The organism is Bacillus sp. FSL K6-6540, assembly GCF_038007545.1.
This window is the reverse complement of the sequence record NZ_JBBOXH010000001.1, coordinates 1645820-1669292: the sequence shown is the minus strand read 5'-3', so window position 1 is coordinate 1669292 and position 23473 is coordinate 1645820. Positions and strand designations below refer to the sequence as shown.

At 51.6% G+C, this 23473-nt stretch carries 19 protein-coding genes; 9 read left to right on the top strand and 10 right to left on the bottom strand.

Annotation, left to right across the window (positions count from 1 at the left end; all coding sequences use genetic code 11):
* Positions 1-135: 135 nt before the first annotated feature.
* A complete protein-coding gene (locus MHH82_RS07095) occupies positions 136-2049 on the bottom strand; it encodes a sensor histidine kinase (protein WP_015733916.1) in 1914 nt (637 codons plus the stop codon).
* A gap of 282 nt (positions 2050-2331) precedes the next feature.
* The gene (locus tag MHH82_RS07090; protein WP_340964683.1) at positions 2332-3783 is read right to left on the bottom strand and encodes a SulP family inorganic anion transporter; all 1452 of its coding nucleotides are present in this window, start codon (positions 3781-3783) and stop codon (positions 2332-2334) included.
* 341 nt (positions 3784-4124) lie between these two features.
* On the opposite strand from MHH82_RS07090, the gene MHH82_RS07085 reads away from it, so the two are divergent.
* The 4 genes from MHH82_RS07085 (at position 4125) to MHH82_RS07070 (ending at position 6764) form a co-directional block, all read left to right on the top strand.
* On the top strand, positions 4125-4823 hold the full coding sequence (locus MHH82_RS07085; protein WP_145038698.1) for a hypothetical protein: 699 nt from the start codon (positions 4125-4127) through the stop codon (positions 4821-4823).
* Positions 4824-5104: 281 nt separating this feature from the next.
* A complete protein-coding gene (locus tag MHH82_RS07080; RefSeq protein WP_015733913.1) occupies positions 5105-5281 on the top strand; it encodes a hypothetical protein in 177 nt (58 codons plus the stop codon).
* Between the two features lie 96 nt (positions 5282-5377).
* Positions 5378-5770 (top strand): hypothetical protein, encoded by a 393-nt coding sequence (locus tag MHH82_RS07075; protein ID WP_340964678.1) that lies wholly within the window; start codon positions 5378-5380, stop codon positions 5768-5770.
* A 271-nt stretch (positions 5771-6041) separates the two neighbouring features.
* Positions 6042-6764 carry a peptidylprolyl isomerase gene (locus MHH82_RS07070; RefSeq protein WP_036662507.1) on the top strand — a complete coding sequence of 241 codons (723 nt, stop codon included), beginning with the start codon at positions 6042-6044 and terminating at the stop codon, positions 6762-6764.
* A gap of 181 nt (positions 6765-6945) precedes the next feature.
* Here MHH82_RS07070 and MHH82_RS07065 read toward each other — a convergent pair whose 3' ends face one another.
* Positions 6946-9054 carry a class I SAM-dependent methyltransferase gene (locus tag MHH82_RS07065; protein ID WP_340964675.1) on the bottom strand — a complete coding sequence of 703 codons (2109 nt, stop codon included), beginning with the start codon at positions 9052-9054 and terminating at the stop codon, positions 6946-6948.
* 172 nt (positions 9055-9226) lie between these two features.
* Between MHH82_RS07065 and MHH82_RS07060 the strand changes: the two genes are divergently transcribed.
* The 5 genes from MHH82_RS07060 to MHH82_RS07040 all read left to right on the top strand — a co-directional run bounded on the left by MHH82_RS07060 (position 9227) and on the right by MHH82_RS07040 (position 14943).
* On the top strand, positions 9227-9946 hold the full coding sequence (locus MHH82_RS07060) for a 3-ketoacyl-ACP reductase (RefSeq protein WP_015733909.1): 720 nt from the start codon (positions 9227-9229) through the stop codon (positions 9944-9946).
* Between the two features lie 318 nt (positions 9947-10264).
* Positions 10265-11188 (top strand): AEC family transporter, encoded by a 924-nt coding sequence (locus MHH82_RS07055; protein WP_015733908.1) that lies wholly within the window; start codon positions 10265-10267, stop codon positions 11186-11188.
* Positions 11189-11221: 33 nt separating this feature from the next.
* Positions 11222-12403 (top strand): MalY/PatB family protein, encoded by a 1182-nt coding sequence (locus MHH82_RS07050; RefSeq protein WP_015733907.1) that lies wholly within the window; start codon positions 11222-11224, stop codon positions 12401-12403.
* Positions 12404-12570: 167 nt separating this feature from the next.
* A complete protein-coding gene (locus MHH82_RS07045; RefSeq protein WP_340964668.1) occupies positions 12571-13836 on the top strand; it encodes an MFS transporter in 1266 nt (421 codons plus the stop codon).
* A gap of 12 nt (positions 13837-13848) precedes the next feature.
* Entirely contained in the window at positions 13849-14943 is a 1095-nt protein-coding gene (locus tag MHH82_RS07040) for an ArsR/SmtB family transcription factor (protein ID WP_036662501.1), read from the top strand.
* Positions 14944-15119: 176 nt separating this feature from the next.
* Here the strand turns inward: MHH82_RS07040 and MHH82_RS07035 are convergent, their stop codons facing one another.
* The 7 genes from MHH82_RS07035 to MHH82_RS07005 all read right to left on the bottom strand — a co-directional run bounded on the left by MHH82_RS07035 (position 15120) and on the right by MHH82_RS07005 (position 23322).
* Positions 15120-17039: a DUF4855 domain-containing protein gene (locus MHH82_RS07035; protein ID WP_340964665.1), complete on the bottom strand. Its 1920-nt coding sequence runs from the start codon at positions 17037-17039 to the stop codon at positions 15120-15122.
* A 171-nt stretch (positions 17040-17210) separates the two neighbouring features.
* Positions 17211-17918, bottom strand: coding sequence for an N-acetylmannosamine-6-phosphate 2-epimerase (locus MHH82_RS07030; protein WP_251499305.1), 708 nt, complete (start codon positions 17916-17918; stop codon positions 17211-17213).
* Positions 17919-17965: 47 nt separating this feature from the next.
* The gene (locus tag MHH82_RS07025) at positions 17966-18799 is read right to left on the bottom strand and encodes a carbohydrate ABC transporter permease (RefSeq protein ID WP_340964660.1); all 834 of its coding nucleotides are present in this window, start codon (positions 18797-18799) and stop codon (positions 17966-17968) included.
* The gene (locus MHH82_RS07020) at positions 18799-19728 is read right to left on the bottom strand and encodes a carbohydrate ABC transporter permease (RefSeq protein WP_015733901.1); all 930 of its coding nucleotides are present in this window, start codon (positions 19726-19728) and stop codon (positions 18799-18801) included. The genes MHH82_RS07025 and MHH82_RS07020 overlap by 1 nt, the downstream gene beginning before the upstream one ends.
* An 88-nt stretch (positions 19729-19816) precedes the next feature.
* Positions 19817-21133 carry an ABC transporter substrate-binding protein gene (locus tag MHH82_RS07015; RefSeq protein ID WP_036662489.1) on the bottom strand — a complete coding sequence of 439 codons (1317 nt, stop codon included), beginning with the start codon at positions 21131-21133 and terminating at the stop codon, positions 19817-19819.
* Between the two features lie 254 nt (positions 21134-21387).
* On the bottom strand, positions 21388-22350 hold the full coding sequence (locus tag MHH82_RS07010) for an ROK family protein (RefSeq protein ID WP_015733899.1): 963 nt from the start codon (positions 22348-22350) through the stop codon (positions 21388-21390).
* 102 nt (positions 22351-22452) lie between these two features.
* Positions 22453-23322: a MurR/RpiR family transcriptional regulator gene (locus tag MHH82_RS07005; protein WP_015733898.1), complete on the bottom strand. Its 870-nt coding sequence runs from the start codon at positions 23320-23322 to the stop codon at positions 22453-22455.
* Positions 23323-23473: the final 151 nt, after the last annotated feature.

Genomic DNA, 23473 nt, shown 5'->3' with positions numbered 1-23473 from the left:
TAATGGGTGATTCTCTTACTGTGTTATTCGCTGCGGCAAAACCTTCCACCTTCTAATTTTCGGAAAAATGATAAAATTTTCTATTATTGATATAACAAAGAGAGATGCAGCGCGGCATCTCTCTTGATTGGAAATCTAAACCTCCAATGAATCAGGAACGGACGGAAAGCGAATGATCGCCTCGGTGCCGCTTCCTTTTTCACTGATAAAATGAATGGTTCCTCGCATCGCTTCGATGATTCGGAAGGTGACCATCAGGCCAAGCCCCGTCCCTTTCGACTTATTCGAGAAATACGCCTCGCCCAGCCTCTCCAGATCCCCAGCCTCTATTCCAATGCCGTCATCTTGGATGTGAATCACGACTTCACCTGATTCGGCATAGGCCCAGATGCGAATAACGCCTTCTCCATCCAGTGCCTCGATGCTGTTCTTGACGATATTAATCATCGCTTGCTTCAGTTTGGATGAATTACCGTTGATGTATAATTCCTTGGCGTCATCCAGTTCGATCGTGCCCCCGCTCAGATTCGCAAGCGGCAGCAGAATGCCTTTCACATGCTTCAGCTCCTCATACACGTTCAGCCTGGTCTCATGCTCCAATTCAGGCTTGGCAAACGTGAGGAAATCCGTGATGATCCCGGAAGCCCGGTCCAGTTCTTTCAGCGCCAAGCCAAAATACTCCTTTTCCGTCTGCTTGGAGTTCTCGGCCAAAAGCTGCATGAAGCCGCGCGTCACTTGCAGCGGATTTCGAACCTCGTGCGCAACCGAAGCGGCGAGCTCGCTGATGATCTCCATTTTCTCCGATCGCTGAAGTTCTTGATTAAACATCTCCAGCTCCCGGGAATATTGCAGCACTTGCTCATGGCTTCGGGCGAATTTACGCCCCAGCAATATGATCAGGGAGACGATCAGGCCGATAACGCCCCATTTCCACAGAAAGAGCTCATAATGCCCGTCATGGTAATAGAAGGCCAGCATATCTCCGAGCGTCGCTATCGCCATCATGCCGAAGCCTGCGGTAAAAATATAAGCGTCCTTGTTGCGCTTGGCAGCGTACAGAATCGTGGTACCGATCAGCAGCACCATCTGCAGGATAATCAGGATGCCGAGAATCTTCACGGAGAAGAAATAGTACATATCATAAAACGAATGATGGCTCAGAACATGTACCGCAAGGAAAACCAGGCAGATCCCGGAGTAGGCCATCTGAATTCTTCGGCCGTAGCGAATGATCCGGTAGGGACCGGGTCCGTAGATTTTCTCGAAATAGAAATACAGCGCCGGCAAAACGGTGAAAAGCGAAATATCAAATACCGAGACCCATACGCTGCCGAGTTCGCCATAAAAGGTGTACAGGAACGGCGAGTACGTAATTAGCAAGGCTCCGCTTGCCAGAATGATCACGCTCAGGGACAGCCAGCTGGATACCGTATGCTTCGGAAGGAACAAGCAGCAGAAGAACATGACCACCGCAATAAACAAAAAGGAGCTGCCTAATATAAAATCCTCCAAATCCTTCTTGATAAAACCTCTACGCAGATCATCATACTCGCCGAGCATGATCTCGCTATCGATGCCTAACGTCATATCGCTAGAACCGTTTGTCCATATATAAACGGTTTTGCCGGCATCATCCGGATGAAAAGGAAGCAGCAGCGAATGATTCGTATACATATAGTCCCGCTTGGCTTCATACACCGGTTCATCGTTCAAGAAAGCCAGAACATCCTGCCCCTTGATCCGGTCAATCATAATGGCCGATTGTTTCCAAGGAAGGTCGGGCAGGGTAAAACGATTCCATGCTGAAGATACCCCATCTGACTTTGGGGGTTCTTTGTTCTCTGGTGTCCCTGTCAGCCAACCGCTTGAATTCCGAATGCCGGCCGGCGAAACAACCTCCTGTTGTTCGTTATCCCACATAAACTGCCAATCAGGTATCACGGTATGAGCACGCTCAGCATCCGATTGTCCCGGTGATAAAATCGATATAATCAGCAGCAGCGGCACGACCAGCAGAAGCAGGAATATGGATTTGGGCATATCCTTCATCTAGTCAGCACCTCTAACCGTTATTGTCAATATAAATCCGCCTTCTTCTCCATCCTTTGCCGATTCGACAAACTTCGAGTTCATTTACAATCAATATAACATGAAATGCCATGTATCGTTTGTAAAATTTTATTTACGTTCATTGCGACAACAGGCCGAAAAGCAAGAATGGCGGTGCAAGGATCATATCCTTGAGCACCGCCATTTCTTCATTTGGCATGTTTTTCATCTGACAAACCTTACCTCTATTGAGCACACCTGCTTACAGAATGACTAATGCTTCTAATGCGTAGAGTTTGAAGCAAGGCCGACTTTATCGACCATCCGCTGGCTTTCGTCGTTCAACCCTATGAGCGTGAGGTCTTTCCCCGCTTCCTTGTACTTATGCCATACCTTCGAAATGGCATTCGTGGCTGACTGATCCCATACATGGGATTTGGAAAAATCAATCACGACATGTTCCGGATCATCGTTCACGTCAAACAGATTTACAAAATACATCATCGTTCCGAAAAACAGCTGTCCCCGGATTTCGTATACCTTGGTGCCGTTCGGCTGCATATGGGGCACGGCGTGGATTTTGGCCATCTTCCACCCGAAATTCAGGGCGCTTAAGATAATCCCGATCATGACCCCGACGGCCAGATTATGAGTCGCTACCACAATGATGACCGTTGCCAGCATGACGATGGCATCCCCTAACGGCACGCGGTGAAGCGTGCGAAGCGATCCCCATTCAAACGTGCCGATCGAAACCATAAACATGACCCCGACAAGCGCCGCCATCGGAATCTGTTTCACGACATCCCCGAGCACAATGATGAGGAACAGCAGAAACACGCCGGAAACCAAGGTGGATAACCGGGTGCGCCCTCCCGATTTCACATTAATCACCGTCTGTCCGATCATGGCGCAGCCCGCCATGCCGCCAAAGAATCCGGTGATCACGTTGGAAACGCCCTGACCGCGGATTTCCCGGTTCTTGTCGCTGCCCGTCTCGGTCATCTCATCCACGAGCGACGCGGTAAGCAGCGATTCCGTCATCCCGACGACAGCAAGAGCCAGGGAAATAGGCAATATCGTCATGATCATGTCCAAGCTGACGGTTACATTCGGAATGTGGAAGAACGGCAGTGCCTGGGTAATGTTGCCCATGTCCCCGACCGTTTGCACCGGAGCTTTGAACCAAACCGCAACGATGGTCATCACGATGATCGCAACGAGTGCCGACGGAACCGCTTTGGTTACCAGCGGCAATAAATAAATGATCAGCAGCGTGCCGATCACCATCAAGTACATCGGCCACGATTCGCCCTTGAAATTCGGAAGCTGGGCCAGAAAAATAATGATGGCCAGGGAATTCACGAAGCCGGTGATGACCGGCTGGGGAACAAACGTGATAAAACGTCCGAACTTGAGCGCTCCCATCAACCATTGCAAGATTCCCGTCAAAATCGTTGCCGCATACAAATACTCGATCCCGTGCATAGCCACAAGCGGTCCCATCAATGACGCCATGGCCCCTGTCGCCGCTGAGATCATGCCGGGACGGCCGCCGAAAAACGAAATGCTGACGGCAATCACGAAGGACGCATAGAGTCCCACCATCGGATCAACGCCTGCCATGATAGAGAAGGCGATCGCTTCCGGGATGAGAGCGAACGCTACCGTCAGACCCGATAAAATATCTTTGCGCGAGTTGCCAAAGAAGCCTTGTCTAATCCATTGAAACAAAGTCCTGATCACTTCCTGTTCTGTTGTTGGTTGTTGACAATCCACTCTCAGAATTGTCCCGGTCCGTTAGTCGCTTTTTCGATTATAACGGGATCATTTTAAAATTTCATTGTTCAATTTAAGGGAAATAATCCACGAAATCATTCATTTTCTCTCATTTATCTTGTGTTTGGTCCATTTTCCTTATTTAAAAATTTTCATAATACGTCAACCGACAGGGAAAGATAGAGCTTGCTTGGTTTACCATATCCTGAATGTTTCGGGATTCATTCTTGATTCAGCGGGTAAAGTCGAAGTATAGAAACCTATTGTAATTGAAAACAAGGAAGGAGATGGACACGATGCGAGACGAAAACAATCGGAATACGCTGGCAGATTTGACATATTTGGAATTCGAGGCCAAACGGAAAGTCGAGGATACGGATTTGATTCCGCAAGACGATCTGAGAGACGTCAACACCTATACGGAGCAAAGCCTAAGCAGCGAAGACGCGGATCATATCGCGTACGATCAGAATGAAGCGGCTCCTGCGGATGCAAAACCGGAGGAGCGGATGAACCCCGATCACAGCGCCATCGATGCATGGGAAGCTACAGGTGCCGATCCGGATCAACGGACCATTGCCGATGAGCGGTTATCCTTGTCATCCGATGCCGGAGAAGCCGACGAGGTGCGGCTGGACCGTACCGCCGACGAAACGGTTATTCGCGATGTCGCGGACGACGAGACGGACCGGGAATGGCGGGCCATCGAGGGTGAGCCCCCAACTCGTCCGGGTGACGAGGTCATCGCCGAGTACACCGGCGATACGGAGCAGAGAGTCGCAGCCGACGCCGCGTTTTCAGGCAGCGGTACCGCCTTTCTGAATCAGGACATTTTTATGAATTACCCTTCGGGTGAAGAGGAGTATACGCCGCTGGAGGATGTGCCGGACGCGGACGCGATTGCGGCCAACAGCCCGGTGGATCCCGCCGCGCCTCCGACGGAACAGATGCACGGAACCGATTTGCTGAACGGCAGCAATGGCGAGGACGACTAAAACCTGCAAGACCCGCCTCTCCTTATAGGAAGGCGGGTCTTATACTAGCACTGTATGATCCCTCTATTTTCCGAATATGATATCCAGCCAGCCGAGAAATGACATCCACAACAGGATGCCGATCAGGGTACCCCATATGAGTGCCGTTAATATGTTGCCCTTTCTTTCCATGCCTACGCCTCCCATACAACCGTCTTTATAGTAAAACAGTATGGGTCAAGCTATCAGTTCTTATACCAGCCGTTCATTTCAAAGATTCGATTTCATAGGAGGAACAGCCGATGAAGAAACAACCTGACGAGAAGCACCGTTTAGTGACCGAACGCGACATCGATGAGGAATTCGGCCTGTTTGTCGAGGATTCCTATCCGGACAGCATTCCGATACCCGACAGCATCAAACACGAGAAGCCGGATGGCAGTGGTACGAGTAACCGCGGAAATCCTCCGTCATCCTAAACAACACCGGGCAGGAATCGTGATCCTCTTCTTTCACCCATGCCATACCTTCCAACATACACTACACCATACGACCCTGGAAGGATGATGCCTCATATGAAAGGATTGCCGATCCAACCCTGCAGACATAAGATCACCCTGCAGCAGCGACTGGCCTCGTTGACCGGACATCTGGTGGAAATCAACGCGCCGAACACCGGGTTGGAACCCGGACGGCTGCAGCGGGTATTCCCGAAAAATTTCATCAAGGTGCAGGGCGAGCTTTTTGTGCCGTCCAGTCTCAACTCGGTTCGGGTATTCGATGTCAAGCCGCCGGGCAAAACGGTGCGGGTTGGGGTACGGACCACCTTCCCGACGCGCGGCGCCTTCGACCGGATCCGGCTTGTCAGAATCGGAGCCGATTTCATCGAATTGCTTGCCAAGGACAAGAACCGTTCGCGGATTCTGCTCCCTTTAAACAAAGTGGAGGGCATATTTCCTGCCAAGTAAAGACGTACAATGCTCCCCATTTCCTGAAGCTTCCGGACTTGTACAGGTTCGGGAGCTTATTTTTTGCATTCTGAGCCGCTGGCCTTGATACGTTAATCGCAAGGAAAACATCCTCTATACGCGGTCGGTCTTCTGTGACATAACGTTGATAACGGTTTCCTTAATGTATACTCCGCTATTTCGATTTTCAGTACTTGTCCAACCTGTGATAAAATATGATACAGATTACATGCTTAAGACCTGATAAGGCAAAGCACAGGAGGAGTCAATGATGTTGAAACGCAGAACACGCTGGATGACGGCCCTGCTCGTCATTCTTGGGCTGTTGTTCGTGATGACGGCATGCGGCCAGAATGACAAGGAAACCGAAAGCGGCGCAGGCGGCGGAACAGGTTCGACGAACGGTGCTGCGGCGCCCGAAGCGGAACCGCCGAAGGAAACCGAGGTCAAGCAGAACGTGCCCGACCCGAACGCCAGCCACCCCATCGTCACGATTGAAATGGAGAACGGCAAAACGATAAAGCTTGAGCTTTACCCGGAGGTTGCGCCGAATACGGTGAACAATTTCATCTCCCTGGTGGAACAAGGGTTTTACGATGGCACAGGCTTTCACCGCGTCATCCCCGGCTTCATGATTCAAGGAGGCGATCCTGACGGAAAGGGCACGGGGGGACCCGGCTACGCGATCGCCGGAGAATTTACGTCCAACGGGTTTCAGAATGACCTGAAGCATACGACAGGCGTATTATCCATGGCGCGCGCGCCGGATCCAAACTCCGCCGGTTCGCAATTCTTCATTATGGTCGCGGATGCGCCTTCGCTGGATGCCCAGTACGCCTCCTTCGGTAAGGTCATCGAAGGCATGGAAACGGCTGAGGAAATCGTGGGCTTGGAGCGGGATCAGATGGACAAGCCGCTTGAAGTGCCCGTCATGAAGAAAGTGACGGTCGATACGCTCGGGAAGGATTATCCGGATCCCGAAAAGCAGGAATAGCTTTTTTGGGATAAGCGCTGCGGCTCAAGCGCTGTCAGCGAACCATTTTCCTTCCTCGCTTGTGAATGAGCACAGAATCCGGACGGCTTACCAAACAACATGCGAAAGAGGACCGAAGCACGCTTGAAATATAGCTGCGTTCCGGTCCTCTTTTTTTATAGATTACAGCAGGGTATGGCCTTTACGGACGGGCCGGCTTCTCGATCACGTAAAGGCAGGTGCTGTCCGGCAAAGTTACCGCCTTCCCATCCTCATCCATGAATTCGATGCGGTCAGCCAATGCCTCGGCATATCCTTCCTGAAGATAATGCTGCTGCACGCGGATCAGCGCTTCGGAGCCCAGCGTTCGGCGGATGCACTCCGCATACTGCGTAGGCGTGAAATATCCGAACTGCTCCTGCACTTCATGAACATACGCTTCGGGGCCCCAAGTATAGGTATACAGAAACTCCATCGCATCGTTGACAGGCATGCGCACCTCCGCGTCTGCCAGCTGCTCGTAGGATATGACCCGGCCTTTGAAATCCGAGGCATACCGGTTCAGCCATTCCATGCCATCGTCCTCAAGGAAACGAATCCTTCTCCAGGTATCCTCGGGCTCGGTCATGATTCCGTCACGGATAATAATGCGGCCCCCGGGTGCGAGCACCTCATAAGCACTGAGCAAGGCTGCCTCCACGGTTGCCGTATTGAAGCGCGCACCGTCTGTTTCAATGTACGAATACAACTCATGCAGTATCGAGGAAAAGATGACAGTATCGACGCTTCCGGGGTTCACATAGTCCCTGAGATTCAGCGCGTCCCCCTTCAGGACCTCCCATGTTTTGTGCTCCAAACGTTTGCGTTTCTCCAGCGCTTCAATCACGTTCGAGGAGATATCGATCCCGACGGGGCGCGCGTGCGGCAGCCGTTCCTCGATCAGGTCAAGCAGCACGCCTCCACCGGGACCGATATCCAGTACCGCCGTTCCCGTGATATAATCCAGAATCACTTTCTTGTAATCTCCCGTGCTGTTCATATCGTTTAAATAACTCTCTTCGTTATGAAACCGGTCATAAGCATCCCGCCTCAGGCCAAACAGATCAAACAACAGCAGCACCGCCTTCTCGTAAAGCGGGGATTTCTCCGCCTCGATGCAAAAATCGATTAATTTCTCCGCGGCCTGCGAGAATTCGAAGGTAAAGAATACCGTATCCGGCAGCTCCGGCTTTCGTTCGATGCGGTGGCGCAGATGCGGGTTGGCACTCGCCTGACCTTGAAGGCAGGCCTCCCAATCCATCTGGCGCAAATATTGCTCGATCATTCTTTTCTTGTACACGTTCAGCTTCTTGACGCCCTTGTAATCGTAATACATATCGTTCATCAGCGGCTCAAAGCTCAGGTGGCTCACCGAATCCGAAGACCATTGATCCTCCGGGCTCTGTTTCTCCGGATGGAGAGCCAGCAGCAATACCTTCACGAACTCTTCCAACGAGAAATCCTGCAGGGCCGCTTCCACATACCAAAGCGTCATGTCCTGAAACCCATGCAGGGCAGCAGGCAGATCCGTCTGCCTCCGAATCTCCTGAAACTGCCTGTCGAAATCTTCTCCCCGGGCAATGGAAGCGGTCCGAAGGCGGCGCAGCCTTTCCTCGTAAGTCCACCGATCCGGGACGCTCCCTTGGGCAAGCTTGCGAATCAGTTGTTTGATTTCCTCCTCAACGGAATGCCATAGCTCCTCCGATACGGCAGCAATGATGCAGTGATTCAAAGGGATCAGCAGCCGGATCAGCTCATCTTCGGTCAGCCGTCCTTCCTCCGTAAGCTTAATCAGCGGCAGGTTTTCCTCGAAGGCGACTTCCCCCCGGATGTGTTGCCCGAGCAGTCCATGGGTATGTATGAGAGTATGTACCATCTCTTCGTGCGGTGACAGGGTTCCCCTGCCTTGCCGGATATGTCTTTCATACAGCTGCGCGGACCCGATATTATGCAGGAACAATTGGATGCCCGACTGCTGCCAGCGAAGGCGATCCCTCATCGTTCCGCCCTTGGCCGTTTCCGCCCACACCAGGACTTCTTCCAGCAGCTCTTTGATCCAATAGGAAACAGGCAGCGAATCCAGTATCTTCAATGTGCGTTCTACATAATCCAGCACGGGGTTGGCATGGGTCAATTGCCCGATGGACGTGATCCGTTCCAGATTGACGATTCGTTCCTCGGCCGATATCAGCTTCATTAGCCATGGATGCGTTCCCGCAGCCGATTCATCCCCCTGACGAAACGCGGTTATGATATTCAGCGCTTGCAGCATAGGTTGTTCCTCCACTTCCTGTTAAAAATGAACAAAGGTTATCTTGGTTTCGCTGCTACGATTATAACAAATTGTTTAGGGTGGATCGCGGGCATTTGGTAGTTGCGGATGGTACAGGGTATACTGGTCAACGAAACCATATTTTTTTATCAATGTGAAGGAGTGAATGTACATGAGCCTGAAAAATAAAACAGCCCTCATCACGGGTGCAGGCAAAGGAATTGGACGCGCCCTGGCCATCGCACTTGCCAAGGAAGGCGTGCACGTTGGTCTCGTCGCCCGTACGGCAGCAGACCTGGAGCCGCTGAGCGCCCTGGTTGCCGAGCAATATGGTGTCAGAGCCGTCGCGGCGGTGGCCGACGTTTCCGTGCAGAGCGAGGCAGAGGCTGCTTTCGCGGCGGTAAACATGGAGCTGGGCTCGGTGGACATTCTGATCAACAACGCGGGCATCGCCCAGTTCGGCAACCTGCTGGAAATGGAACCGGAAGCCTGGAAGCGTATCGTCGACGTGAATCTGATGGGGACTTACTATATGACGCGCGCAGCGCTGCCCGGCATGATCGAGCACAACCAAGGAGACATCGTCAACATCTCTTCTACGGCCGGAGAACGCGGATTCGCCACGGGCTCAGCCTATAACGCTTCGAAATTTGCCGTGATGGGACTGACCGAAGCCGTGCTGCAGGAGGTCCGCAAGCACAACATCCGCGTGACGGCGCTGACCCCGAGCACCGTGAACACGGATCTCGCCGTCAATGCCGGCTTGAAGATCGGCGACGAGGACCGGATGATGCAGCCGGAAGACGTAGCCGAGCTAGTGCTGGCGGCGCTCAAGCTGCCGCAGCGCGTATTCGTCAAATCCGCCGGGATTTGGACTACCAACCCGCAATAAGGACGCGCCGACAGACGCGCCCATTGCAATAACCAATTCAAGGGTGTTCTCTGGTCAGGGGCCAAGGAACACCCTTTTTGCGTGCAGCCGGCGTGTAACGCGGTGGTCTGCGCCAGCGAATCCTGCGCAACCCTTCCCCCAAAGTTCCGATGAAGTCAAGAACGTTTCGCTTAAAGGCCGGCAAGATGCGTGTGCTTTGTTCTTTTTTCCATGCGGAATCAAGTGTCAACCATCCGTTGTCATGATATAATGACATGGCGTCATACGCACAGCCAGACCACTACCAAGCTATACTCATGGAAAGAAGATGACAACAGCATGATCGCCGACATTTTACTTGAAGTGGTACTTCCCATCTTTGTCCTGATAGGCTTTGGCATTATTATGCAATATGCCTTTAAGCTCGATTTGTACACACTCGCCAAAATCAACTTTTACTACATTACGCCTGCAGCCGTATTTATGAGTATGTACGAATCCAAGATGTCACCGCAGCTTCTGGGCATGGTGGCGTTATTTTATGCGCTTTATATCGGCGTCCTCTACTTGATCAGCATGCTGGTTGCCAGACAGCGCAAGTTCAACCGGGGGATGAGAGCCGCATTTACCAACAGCCTCCTGCTGGATAATTCGGGAAACTACGGCCTTCCGATCAATGATCTGGCCTTCAAGGGAGATCCGATGGCCGGCTCGGTGCAAGCGCTGATCATGTCTTTTCAAAGCCTCCTTACGTTTACGTACGGAGTTATTTCCATTCAGGGAGCCAAGACGGAGGGATTATACAAACAGGCCATTATCGGATTTCTGAAAATGCCCGTCCCCTATGCCCTCGTCATCGGCATTGTGCTGCATGCCCTGGCCTTGCCGCTTCCGGTCTTTATCTCGCAGCCGCTGACCTATGCGGACCAGTCCATGGTGGCGATCGCCCTGCTGACGCTCGGGGCACAGATTATTAAATATCCGCTGCGCCTGCGCCGGCTCGATGTTTACCTCAGCGTCCTGCTGCGTCTTTTGGTCGCGCCGGCTATCGGCATTCTGATCGTGCTGCTGCTCGGGCTAAAAGGCGTTCCGGCTCAAGCGCTCATCATCGCTTCCGGCATGCCCGTCGGCGTCAATTCGTCCATCCTGGCGGAAGAATATCAGAATGAGCCTGATTTTGCTGCACAAACTGTCCTTATATCGACCATACTAAACGTAATTACGATTACCGGCCTGATCACGCTGGCCAAATTCATAGCCTAAAGACCAACTCTACTCAGCTAGGAGGAATTACATATGAATTTTGATCTTGCGATTGACCGCACCTGCACCAACTGTCAGAAATGGGACAATGTCCCCACCGTCTTCGGCGTGCCGGACGCGCTTCCGATGTGGGTGGCCGACATGGATTTTGCCGCACCATCCGCCGTTGTAGAGGCGCTTCATAAACGGGTGGAGCATGGCGTGTTCGGCTATACGTTCCCGTCCGACTCTTACCGCGAAGCGATTAGCGATTGGATGAAGAAACGCCACAGCTGGAGCATTCAGCAGGAGTGGATTCAGTTCTGTCCGGGCGTCGTCCCGGCTCTCAGCCTTATCGTGGATGCGTTCACCGAGCCGGGCGATCAAGTCGTCATCCAGACGCCGGTCTATCCGCCGTTCTACAGCGTCGTTCAGGACCATGGCCGTGAGCTGGTGCATAATCCGCTTCTTCTTAGCGAAGAGGGGGATTACACGATGGATTTCGAGGACCTGGAGAAGAGCTTTTCTACCGGCCATGTCAAAATGATCATTCTGTGCAGTCCGCACAACCCGGTGGGCCGGGTGTGGAGCCGAGCGGAGCTGGATCGTCTGGCTTCCCTCTGCCAGCAATACGACGTGCTTGTCGTATCGGATGAAATCCATGCGGATCTGGTGTTTGAACCCGGCGCGCATACGCCGTTCGCCGCGCTGTCCGAGGATGCCGCTGAGCGTTCCATCATCTGTACCGCTCCTAGCAAGACGTTTAATATCGCCGGCCTGAACACGGCGAACATCATCATCCCGAATGCGCAGCTGCGCAGCAAGTTCCGCAAAATATTGAACCGTTACGCCATCGGCTCCATCACGCCGATGGGTGCGGCCGCCACCGAGGCTGCTTACCGTGAGGGCGAACCGTGGCTGGATGAGCTTCTGGTTTACATCCGCGGGAACATGGAGCTGGTAGCCCAATATGCACAGGAACATCTGCCCGAGCTGAAGGTGGTTATGCCGGAAGCCACCTACCTGTTGTGGATTGATTTCCGCGGCATGGACATGTCCCACGAAGAGCTAAACCGCTTCCTCGTTCAAGAGGCGAAGCTCGGATTGAACAGCGGCGCCGCCTTCGGCAAGGAAGGCGAAGGCTTCATGCGCATGAACCTGGCCTGCACGCGCGCCACCGTTCAGGAGGCGTTGTCCCGCCTGAACAAAGCTGTCGGGGAATGGCGGAAGGCTTAAAAACATACAAGATCCCGGAATGAAATGATAAACGGAGTCAAGCCCATGGCTGACTCCGTTTATTTTTTTATTTTACGATAACGGCTCTTTTATTAGATAAGTATCTAAAATTATTATTGACCATCATCTAACAATTATGTTTTACTTCTATCTAGAAAGGTGGTTAGATGATGGTGATACAAGAAAACGCTCGAGATATTCGTTATCGGGATCTGTCATCCCAAAAGGAGTATCTGAAGTTAATGATGGCCAATGCCGTGAACCGGTTCGGCGATTCCATCGACATGATTGCTTTTTCCTTGTTGGTATACCAGCTTACCGGTTCCGCCTCATGGGTAGCCGTTATTTTCGGCATCAATGCACTCCCTTCCATCCTGTTTCAGCCCTTTGCAGGCGCCATCGTTGAAAGACTTCACAAGAAAACCATCATGATCCTTGCGGATATCGGACGAGGAGTGATTGTAGGCGTCACTGCCGTCCTGCTTATGCTTGATCTGCTTCAGCCCTGGATTCTGCTTGTGCTTACGTTCATGAATTCCACACTGGAATCCCTTCGCATTCCCGCCGGGTTAGCCATCATTCCCCAAGTGCTTGATAAAGCCTTATATACCCATGGCATATCCTTAAATTCAACCATCAAGAAAATCGTGGAGTTAGCCGGTCTTGGCGCTGCCGCAGCCATCATCGGATTATTCGGCCTTGGGGTGGCTATTTTGATCGACGCCGTCACCTTTTTACTGTCCGCCCTCTTCATTCTGGGCATCAACAGCAAGGAAACATGGCAGCGGAGCCCGATTCGGCTGGATTTGAAAGGCTATCTCCATGCGCTGGCCGAGGGATTCATCTATCTAAAAAAGGCAAAAGTCGTATTCGCCGTCTGCATATTAGGCGGCATCATGGGCATCTTTCTGATTCCCATTAACTCCATGATGGCTCCATACACGACGGGAGTGTTAGGACTGTCCGCCAAGGGGTTGTCCGTTGCTGGCATTTCCTCAACGATCGGTCTTGGCATCGGTGCCTTCTTGTTCCCTTACTTAAGAAAACATTTCTCTGCACGCATTCTGTTCATCACTGGCGGGACGTTCATTGGAATCTGTTATCTGGTATGGTTCTGGATATCGCACTATTCCGGACAAGTCATGCTGACCTATGTCATGTTGGCTTCTACCATGCTGATATTCGGTTTTTTTGCTTCCTTCGTGGAAACAGTGATCGGGGTATCCTTCATGGAACACATTGAGGAATCCTACTTGTCTCGCGCCGGTGCTATTTTTAACGCGATCGCAAGCTCAACCATTCCGCTCGGTTCGCTGATCGTCGCCACCGCGATGACGTTTATAACCCTTGAACAGCTATTTGTCGCTACTGGTATTTTTACAATTATATTGTTTGTTGGTATGCTCTTCATAAACACATTACGCCAGCTGTAAAGGAGTAATCCCATGAACATAACGGTATTGGCAAGGCCGGATATTCTCCGTGAATGCATCGAATTGCTCTATCGGTATACGAATCATGAAGACACCCGGTCCGTGAAGAATGAACTCACGATGAAATATAATCTGGACTCGCCGGACCTATTGCGAACCTTCGACCCCATCATCGAGATAGGTGAGCTGGTTTACGGCCAACTGGAAGCAGCGCCTGATCGCATGGCTTTTTTCTTCGAAAGCCGGGGACAAGCGGGGTGGTGCTGCGCCAAGCTGCTATTGGATGAATATCTCCGCTCAGCGGGTACGAATGCGAATATTCTTCGGCTATCCCCTGTCATGCAGGATGAACGGCGGCGCAAATACGCGGAGTCTCTCTTCCGATTATTTATGGGGGATGCCGAAAGCCACGTATGCCCATCGACTCATACCGATGCCGATCTGACCAACATGATTGACGGACTCGAACTGGACGTTCAGGAGAAATGGACACTACATCTCTTATATCAGAACTTTGATATGTACATGCAGGAATTGCAGAGCATCCTTGAACAGGCCGTGACCCTGTACGAGGAACAATTGCCCTTGCTAGAACCTCTGCTGGAGCGCTTTGCGGAAAGATACCATCAGGTGGTTCAAACCGAACCGCTGGAGTACATCAATAACCGATTCCAAATCCACCTCATGGATGATAAGGAAATCCGAATCGTTCCGCAAATCATGGGTTTCAATATGGTCACGCTCCATCCACAACAAAACGAGAATTCAATAGAAACGCTTTATATCGGCATTCTCTTTGAAGCTCTTCAAGAAGCGGTTAGCCGGGTCATCTCCGACGAGAAGATATGCAAAACGTTGAAAATGCTGAGCGATGCCAGCAAATTTGCAATTCTGAAGTCGATTTACCGTGAGCCGGCATACGGTTCGGAACTGGCCGACCGGCTGAATCTAACCACGGCTACCATCTCGCATCATATGAACGCACTTATACACCAGGGGTTTGTCATGATGGAAAAGCGGGCAAACCGCATCTACTACCGAATGAATCGGACGGCTGTCGAGACTTACCTGGAACAGCTGCGATCCAGCTTATTGCAGCAGGAATGAGCAGTCGTCCTTGCATGCCCGGTACGGGATTTATCCTCTCCGCATAAGGAAAAAGAAGGGTGAGCCAAGGTCTCTCCTTTGGCTCACCCTTCTTATGCAACTCTTTCTCTTCCACAGCCGTTAGTCGCTTCGCCAAACGCAAATAGCTGTTGAGCGAACTCTTTTCCGTCTGTATGCTACTGCAAACGCTTCGCCAAATATTCGCCGTTTGCCTTCAGCATGGGATAGGCTTTGCCGGATACCGCCCCGCTCTCCTTATGGCTCTCAAGCAATTTCATAAAGCCGTCCATGTGGTGGGCCGCCTGCTGCTTGTTCCCCTTCTCTTCGAAGCGGATGACCGAATCCAGGTGCGCCGTAAGCGAGCGGGCAGCCCCATGGTTCGCAAACCCGCCTCCTTGCTCCAACTGATCGACCAGACGTTTCAGGTGCAGGGAGCTTGTATTCTCCAGCTGGTACGTTCCTGTAACAAACTGATACAACCAGTCATACATAATCCGGATATCCGGATCCTGGCTTGCCGCTGCATCTCTTAACACAGGCCCGGAGCCTTTGTAATACGCTTTGAAGGTATCGTTCATATAACCATACTTCACGCCGCCATCCAGGTACTCCTTATACCGGTTGCGGAATACTTCGTCGGTCAGCATCCGTCCGTCAAACTCGATCTCGACGCCCATCCCGAATCGTTTGGCCGTGTATGCGGCATCGTCCAGGCGCTCGCTGCTCATGTCTTCAAAGAAATAGTTCGGCTGGAACGCGACCGCGTCGAATCCGACCTCTTCCCACATATAACTCTTATAGGCCAAGAAATGAGGAATCCAGAAGGACTTTAAGCCTTCGACGTGAATTTGGCCGTTTACGTATTTCAGCATATCCGGACCGGAAGCGCTCGTGCTTACCTGTTCGGACAGCCAGTATAAACCGACAAGCTCCAGATTGGAATAATGGTTAGCCTCCCACCGCTGCAGCACTTCGTCCATCCACCAGCGGATCGCCTTTTGCCTGTTCGCCATGGCCGACTCCTCACCAACGGCCCCGGCGTTAAAATTTTCGGAGATTCCATCTCCGTCCACGTCACCGAAGTCGGTCAGATACTCGCCCGTATCCGGGATCATCACGACGACCTTGGTTTTATGGTCAGGCTGCCCCAGCTTGGCTCCCACCTCCTTGGTGGCTTCATTGAGCTGGTGCATCTCGCCGTCCGCATCAAAAGTCTTGTCGAGGTACCACTTCCAGTCCTGCAGGTTCGCGCCGCCGCCAAAGTCGCGACCATCCGGGGATATCAACCCAAGCGTAAGCACGCCGTCAAAAAACCAATCCACCGGCTCCCCGTTCTGGTCCACGTAGCTGATCTGAGGAATGATCTCCTCTTTGCTCCAGTCTCCATCCCCATTGGCATAATGACCATTGTATAGAAGGGACAAATCATGAATGCCGGCCGTAGCCTCTCCCGGCTGTAAATATTTAAATTCTTGCGGCGGAAGCTGCACCGCCCCAGCGGCTTTGCCATCAGTCCCCATGATCTCGATTTCGTCGATGAAGGTCCAGGCCCTTGTATGCATGGTGAAGCTTACCTTCACATAACGCGCGTAAGCGAACTCCCCATCTTCGAAGCCCGGCACGCCATCGGTCTGGCTATCCCAAGCGTACGTTTCGTCTACGGGCGGACCGTCCACCCATAACGTCTGGGTCGCTTTATTCGTCAAGTTCGCCCAATGAACATTATCGTCCGAGACATACATCGAAACCGTTAGCGGAAACAGAATCGCCGAGCCAGGCCAATCCTGCAGAAAACGCGCGTTGATGCCCGAGATGGATTTGGCCTCGCCAAGATCAAATACGACCTCACGCGTCTTCTTGCGTATATGACCGACCCATGCGGGATCCAGTACATTCCGCGTTCCATGTATTCCGTCGTTCAGTTTATGGCCAGGGTCGGGATAATTGGCTTCCGGGGCCTCCGACCACGAGTAGGTTGCATTTCTTGCCAGGTTTCGCACCTCCGATTGAGCCTCATCAGCATAAGCGAAAGGAATGATCGAGAACATCATGGCCACAATCATGGCTAACGATACCCGTTGTTTCATAGAACGCATATAAATTAACCTCCTCTTATCATGCTTCCTGATCTTCGCCGGTTTTCACCGGACTTCAGCTTTACGAACTCCAGCAATCGTGGGCCGACGCCGTAACTCGCTCCATTGCCATGGTTTCGTCATCTCACCCCCTTCCAGTCATGGTCTGCCTTCATGCCTCCAATCCTATATTCAAACCCCCCTGCCCTTTCCTTCGTTCAGATCCACCTGCGCTTCAATCGATTTCCGATATCGTTCGGTTATATCCTGGGGACGCGTAATGGCGCTGCCTACCACGACAAACCGGGCGCCGGCATTCAGAGCCTGAATCATGTCGTCCGCGCTGGCAAACCTGCCTTCGGCTATAACCGGCAGCCGCGTTTCCTGAACCAGCCTTGCGACCAGCCCGATATCGGGCTTTGTCGTTTCCGGACTATAGGCTGTATACCCGGACAGCGTTGTGGAAATATAATGAACGCCCAAATCGGCCGCATACAGTCCTTCCTCCAAGGTGGAAACATCCGCCATCACATGGATTCCCCGACGAATCAGCTCATCGACTATCTCTTTCAGTTTGTTCCCATCCGGTCTCGGCCTCAGCGTCCCGTCCATTGCTACAATATCGGCGCCGGCCTCATGGACGGCTAAAGCATCCTCAAGGGTTGGCGTAATGTAAACGGGATAACCTTCGATCTGCCGTTTCAGCAGCCCGATGACCGGCACGCTCACCGCCGCTTTAATCGCTGCTATATCAGCCGTTCCATTGGCCCGGATCCCGATGGCTCCTCCCAGCACGGCCGCTTTCGCCATTTCAACCATATGCTGCGGTCCAAACAGCGGCTCTCCCTCATACGCCTGACAAGACACCACTAATCCTCTATCTGTAATCATCCGCCTCATATTTAGCTCCTACATCTGGTTTAGTATAAATTTGCGTCATCCTTTGTTTACTTCAACCCCGTAATCGTGATGCCTTCGATAAACTTCTTCTGGACGAAGAAGTATAGAACGATGATGGGAATCGTAAACAGCGTAGCGGCTGCCATTAAAGGCCCCCACGCCACCCCATTCTCCCGAATAAATTGCTTCAGGCCGATGGACAGGGTCCATGTTTCCTGATCGTTCAAGTAAATCAACGCTCCCTGGAAATCGCCCCATGCGCCCAGAAACGTAAACAGGCCGATTGTCAGAAGGGCCGGTTTGGCAAGCGGCAGCACGATTTGGGCGTAGATGCGAAACTCCGACGCGCCGTCGATTTTGGCTGATTCGGTGAGCTCCATCGGAATTCCGTTAAAAAACTGCCGGATCAGGAACACATTGTACGCCATTCCCGTCCCGAACCACGCCGACAGTACCAGCGGCCAGTTGGAATTCAGCAGGTTGACCTTGTTGAATACGACATACAGCGGAATCATCGTTACCTGCATGGGGAGCATCAGCGTGCTGAGCATCAGGATAAACAGTATGTTTCGGCCTTTAAATTGAATTCTCGAAAAGCCGTACGCGACCAGCGGCGATAAAATCACGACGCCTGCAACGCTCATCAAGGCAATCACGACGGTGTTCCAAGTGTATTTGATGAACGGAATCATGTTGACCGCGTTTACGTAGTTATCCCATATCCATTCCGTCGGAATCCATTGGATGGGAATGACGAAGATTTCCTCCTCGGTCTTAAAGGTGGTCAGCAGCAGCCAGGCGAAGGGCGCCAGAAACAGCAGGCCCACGAGGATTAACAGCATATGAGGAATGATCTTTCGGCCGATAAATGCTTCGTTCATTATTTTTCACCTCCATAGAAGACCCACTTGCTGGATGTTTTGAAGATTAACAGGGTCAGCAGCAGCACGATGATAAACAAAATCCAAGCCATCGCCGAGGCGTATCCCATCTTCAGGAACATGAAGGCGTTCTGGAACAAATAAATCGCATAGAACAAAATCGAGTTCCCCGGCCCGCCAATGGCCTGATTGCTTGATTCCGCAAACACGTAGCCTTGGGAAAAATATTGAAAGGAGCCGATCAGCCCCATAATGAGCTGGAAGAAGGTCATGGGCGAGATGGCCGGCAACGTGATATGCCAGAACTTATGCCACTTGTTCGCACCGTCAATGGAAGCGGCCTCATAATACATTTTGGGCACTTCCTGCAGCGCCGCCAAATACATGATGGTGATCGTCCCGGTCCCCCAGAAACCCATCATAATCAGCGACGGTTTGGTCCAGTTCTCGTCCATCAGCCAATTCGGTTCCGGCAGGCCGATCGCGCCCAGCATCTGGTTCACCAAACCATATTGCGCGTTCAACAGCCAAATCCACAGCAAGGATCCCGCTACGGCCGGGACCAGCGTTGGCAGGAAATAAATCGTCCGGTACAGGGACAGTCCCTTGACGCTCTGGTTTAGCAGCAGGGCAATGCCCAGCGCGTACGCAAGTTGGGGGAAGAATCCGAACAAAGCCATGAATGCGGTGTTGTACAGGGATGAGAACATTTTGCCGTCTTGGGTCATCTCCACATAATTGTCCAGGCCGACCCATTGGGGCGAGGTAAACAGGTTATACTCCGTGAAGCTGTAATACAATGACGTGATAATCGGATAGAGCTGGAAGATCAGGAAGCCGAATATCCATGGACTCAAAAACAAAAGTCCGATGATCAGCCGTTTTCTTTCCCTGCTCTTCATTCCGCTCCGGGGTTCCAAACGTTCCATGTGACCTTTTCACCTCCAAGTAAAAAACAACAACCTGCAGGGAGCGGCCAGCCTGCCTATCGTACTCGCCGCTCCTGCATCATCAAGATTATTTTTTGTCCGCGATCGGCTGCATTTTGCTCACGACATTATCCATCGCTTCCTGAGCGCTTATCTGTCCTTTGAGCGCCTTCTCCGTTTCTTCATTCAAGGTCTGCAAGTATTCGTTAATGTAAATGCTGTTTGGGAAGCCCTTCAAATTAGGATTTTTCGCACTTTCATAATAGTCCCAAAGTTCCTTCACCTCTTGGTTCTCCGTCAGCTTCGGATTATCAAGCGCTTTCATTAGAACGGGGATGGAGCCGCTCTGGATGCTGTATTCAATCTGAACGTCCTCACCGAGCAGGTACTGCATCACCTTCCACGCCTCTTCCTGATGCTTCGCCTTGGATGGAATGAACATGGCGATTGGACTAACCATGCCGGAGCCTTTAAGATCAGGGTTGGCTGCTGGGTAAGGGAATGGCGCTACGCCGACTTCCTTGCCTTCGCCGCGATGCTCGACATACCAGTTCTCCCAGCCGATAATCATGGCCAGCTTGCCGGTCAGGATCGGATCCTGCGGAGTTTCGAGACCGCCCATGCCCGATTTGAATTTATCGATGCTCTCCTGCCCGAATTCCTTATAATAATTCACTTGATAATCAATGGCCTTTACATTCGCTTCCTGGTTCGCGGTCAGCTTCCCGTTGCCGTCGTCCCATGAGCCGTTGAAGATGATCGGCCAAAACACGTTATCGATCCAAGGGTAATCCGGTATAAAGCCCATCTGCGTTATATTTCCTTTATCGTCCTTCTTGGTCAGCTTCTTCGAATATTCGAACAGATCTTCGAGCGTCTCCGGCGGAGCCGTGAGTCCTGCTTCCTCGAACGCCTTTTTGTTGTAAAACAATTTATTGGCCATGCTCATGGAAATCGGGAACCCGAAGACATCATTGTTGACCTTCATGCGATCCAGCGCCGCAGGAATGATCTGGCTGGTGTCGAATCCGTCCCGTTTGATGAATTCCTCCAGCGACTGCACCGCACCGGCAGCAGACCAAGGTCCGATGTTATTCCACTGCGTTACGATGAGATCCGGAGCGCTGCCCCCCGAAATCGCGGTTAGTTGTTTCTGATGATCCTGGTTGCTGAGTGTCTTGACTACGATGTCGTCCTGGCTTTCATTGAATTTCGCTACAGCATCCTCAATCGGCTTCGCGTTTTCTGCTGTGGCAGAACTCCATAATTGAATTTCAACCTTGCCGTCCTGGCCGGCCTTGCCGCCAGTGCCGCCCGCTCCGGAGCATGCGCTTAATACGGTGGAGAAGGCTAAGAGCAGCATAAGCAAAACGTGAAACGACTTCTTTCTATAGTGCTTCTTCAAATGACTCACCCTCCAACATTTCATGGTTTTATAATTTCATATCTGAAGAAAAATTCCTTCTAAACAGAAATTAATGGATAATTACTCTTTCGTCAATCCTTAATTTTCTGATTTTTGTTTTTGTCCGGACATAAAAAAAGCAAGGATTATAATCATAATCCTTGCTGCATCTAGGATATTTCATGATAAACACGCCTAGATCAACATTAAAAATATTTTTTAGTTATTTTAATTATTTTGGAGAAATGATCCACCTATATGACGTATTGCATACATTCCATCTCACCGTAAAACCATACTTGGGCCGCCGCTCCTATAACGCCGGCGTCATTGCCAAAACTCGCAGCCATAATCCGGCAGCAGCTTCTCATATACGAAGACGTTCGAGCATCGATTTCCTGATCGAGCTCCTGCAAAAAACGGGGACCGGACTCCGCAACTCCGCCTCCGATCACAACGACCTCCGGATTAAAGGCATGAATATACCCGGCAACAGCAGCTCCCAGCGCCCGGATGACCACCCGCATGACCGCCGTGGCGGATGGATCATCCTGATGCCAAGCCCGAATAATATCCCGGGAATTAGGCCTCCATGCATATGAAGCGCTTTCATCCCTTTGCATTTCAAGACCTATTCTGGCAATCCCGCTTCCGGAGGCATACAGCTCGATGCATCCGTTATTTCCGCAGCTGCAGCGAGGGCCGTTAATGTCAACACTAACATGGCCGAGCTCCGCCGCCCCGCCAAAGACGCCTCGCAGAAGGCGTCCTGATTCCATGACGGCACCGCCGATGCCGGTGCCAAGAGCCAAGCACACAAAATTATCGCAGTGTTTGCCAACCCCGTACATCTTCTCCGCCATCGCAATGACATTGACATCATTGTCCACATACACACGAGTGTTATAACGCTGTGTTACCAGCCGTTTAATTGCCGTCCCCGTCCAGTCGGGAAGCGTATCTCCCGCGTATAGAACGGTCCCTTCCCGAAAATCGATCTGGCCTGCGCTGCCGATGCCGATCCCTTGCACCTCTCCCTCAGCGCCGGCCGATTTCATCATCATGTCGATGCCAAGCAGCACTTTGTGCATAAGCTGCTCTGGACCTTTATGGGCCTCGGTTGGCACCCGATGCCGGTTTATGATCTCCCCCCCTCGATCGATGACCGCAAATTGGACTTTCGTCCCCCCAATATCAACGCCGATGGCGTAACCCATAACAAGGTAACACTCCCTTCTGTGATCCTTAAAAAACGAACGAAAGATCACCCCGCTTTCGCCGATAATGAATAATGTGAATCGATTCAAGGAATCGATTCACTAGTACAGCTTATCCGCAACGGAACTTGCGGTTTTTTTCAACGATTCCGAGGCATCCTCTTTTTTCATCGTTAAGAGCGTTGTAAGAATGTTCAGCATATACGTCTGCATGAATTTTGTCGCCAGTGCCCCGCCCTCGGTCGGCATTTCCCGGGAAGACACGAGCAGCACCGTATCTGCGTATGTGGCAATCGGGGAGCGCAGGTGCCCGGTCAAGCAGATGACGTCCGCTCCATTCTTCTTCGCTTCCTTCACCGCATCCACCAGGTCGCGCGTGCTTCCGGAAGTGGATATGGCGAATACGAGATCGCCCTTCTTGACCAATGAAGCGGACATGGCAATAATATGCGAATCCCGGTGCGCTTCCACATTGAGTCCCAGCCTCATCAGCTGATAATGCAAATCCAGGGCGGTTATGCCTGAAGAGCCTACGCCATAGACATACACTTTGTTTGCGGCCAGCAGTTTATCAACCGCCATCCTCAGATTGTCGGCATTCACCAGATCCAGCGTATTCTTCAGTAAAATTTCATGCTGCATCGTCAGCTTGCGAGCCACCGTCATCAGGTCGTCCTGCTCATCGATAGAGGTATCGACTACGGATGGGGGACGATCCACCAAGTCCTGTGCAACGGATAGCTTGAACTCATGAAATCCCCGGAACCCCAGCTTGCGGCAGAATCGAATGACGGAGGTCTCTCCGACCCCTGCTTTCTCGGACAGATCCGTAACGGTGGCAAGGACCGTTTCCTCGGGGAAACCTTTTACGTAATCAGCCACTTTTTTCTCCGTCTTGGTCAGGGAAGAATAAATGCTTGATATCATCAGCAGCGTATTGGATTGATTCAGTCTTGGGCCTACTCTTGCCATTCCACATCCCTCATTTCTCTCTATCTGGACAAAAAAGAATATTTTCTCCTTAATTATATAATAAAAAAGAGTTTTCTTTCAATAACAAAAAAGAAGCTGTCAGCATCCTTATGGATCGGATACTGCAGCTTCCATCATGATTTCGTTGCAT

What these genes read in the sequence shown, in the direction of transcription:
- MHH82_RS07055 (WP_015733908.1), top strand. Translation starts at nt 10,265, where the DNA reads ATGATCGCCGACATTTTACTTGAAGTGGTACTTCCCATCTTTGTCCTG.
- MHH82_RS07070 (WP_036662507.1), top strand. Translation starts at nt 6,042, where the DNA reads ATGTTGAAACGCAGAACACGCTGGATGACGGCCCTGCTCGTCATTCTT.
- MHH82_RS07050 (WP_015733907.1), top strand. Translation starts at nt 11,222, where the DNA reads ATGAATTTTGATCTTGCGATTGACCGCACCTGCACCAACTGTCAGAAA.
- MHH82_RS07085 (WP_145038698.1), top strand. Translation starts at nt 4,125, where the DNA reads ATGCGAGACGAAAACAATCGGAATACGCTGGCAGATTTGACATATTTG.
- MHH82_RS07045 (WP_340964668.1), top strand. Translation starts at nt 12,571, where the DNA reads ATGATGGTGATACAAGAAAACGCTCGAGATATTCGTTATCGGGATCTG.
- MHH82_RS07060 (WP_015733909.1), top strand. Translation starts at nt 9,227, where the DNA reads ATGAGCCTGAAAAATAAAACAGCCCTCATCACGGGTGCAGGCAAAGGA.
- MHH82_RS07040 (WP_036662501.1), top strand. Translation starts at nt 13,849, where the DNA reads ATGAACATAACGGTATTGGCAAGGCCGGATATTCTCCGTGAATGCATC.
- MHH82_RS07065 (WP_340964675.1), bottom strand. Translation starts at nt 9,054, where the DNA reads ATGCTGCAAGCGCTGAATATCATAACCGCGTTTCGTCAGGGGGATGAA.
- MHH82_RS07020 (WP_015733901.1), bottom strand. Translation starts at nt 19,728, where the DNA reads ATGGAACGTTTGGAACCCCGGAGCGGAATGAAGAGCAGGGAAAGAAAA.
- MHH82_RS07035 (WP_340964665.1), bottom strand. Translation starts at nt 17,039, where the DNA reads ATGCGTTCTATGAAACAACGGGTATCGTTAGCCATGATTGTGGCCATG.
- MHH82_RS07080 (WP_015733913.1), top strand. Translation starts at nt 5,105, where the DNA reads ATGAAGAAACAACCTGACGAGAAGCACCGTTTAGTGACCGAACGCGAC.
- MHH82_RS07095 (WP_015733916.1), bottom strand. Translation starts at nt 2,049, where the DNA reads ATGAAGGATATGCCCAAATCCATATTCCTGCTTCTGCTGGTCGTGCCG.
- MHH82_RS07005 (WP_015733898.1), bottom strand. Translation starts at nt 23,322, where the DNA reads ATGGCAAGAGTAGGCCCAAGACTGAATCAATCCAATACGCTGCTGATG.
- MHH82_RS07025 (WP_340964660.1), bottom strand. Translation starts at nt 18,799, where the DNA reads ATGAACGAAGCATTTATCGGCCGAAAGATCATTCCTCATATGCTGTTA.
- MHH82_RS07075 (WP_340964678.1), top strand. Translation starts at nt 5,378, where the DNA reads ATGAAAGGATTGCCGATCCAACCCTGCAGACATAAGATCACCCTGCAG.
- MHH82_RS07030 (WP_251499305.1), bottom strand. Translation starts at nt 17,918, where the DNA reads ATGAGGCGGATGATTACAGATAGAGGATTAGTGGTGTCTTGTCAGGCG.
- MHH82_RS07010 (WP_015733899.1), bottom strand. Translation starts at nt 22,350, where the DNA reads ATGGGTTACGCCATCGGCGTTGATATTGGGGGGACGAAAGTCCAATTT.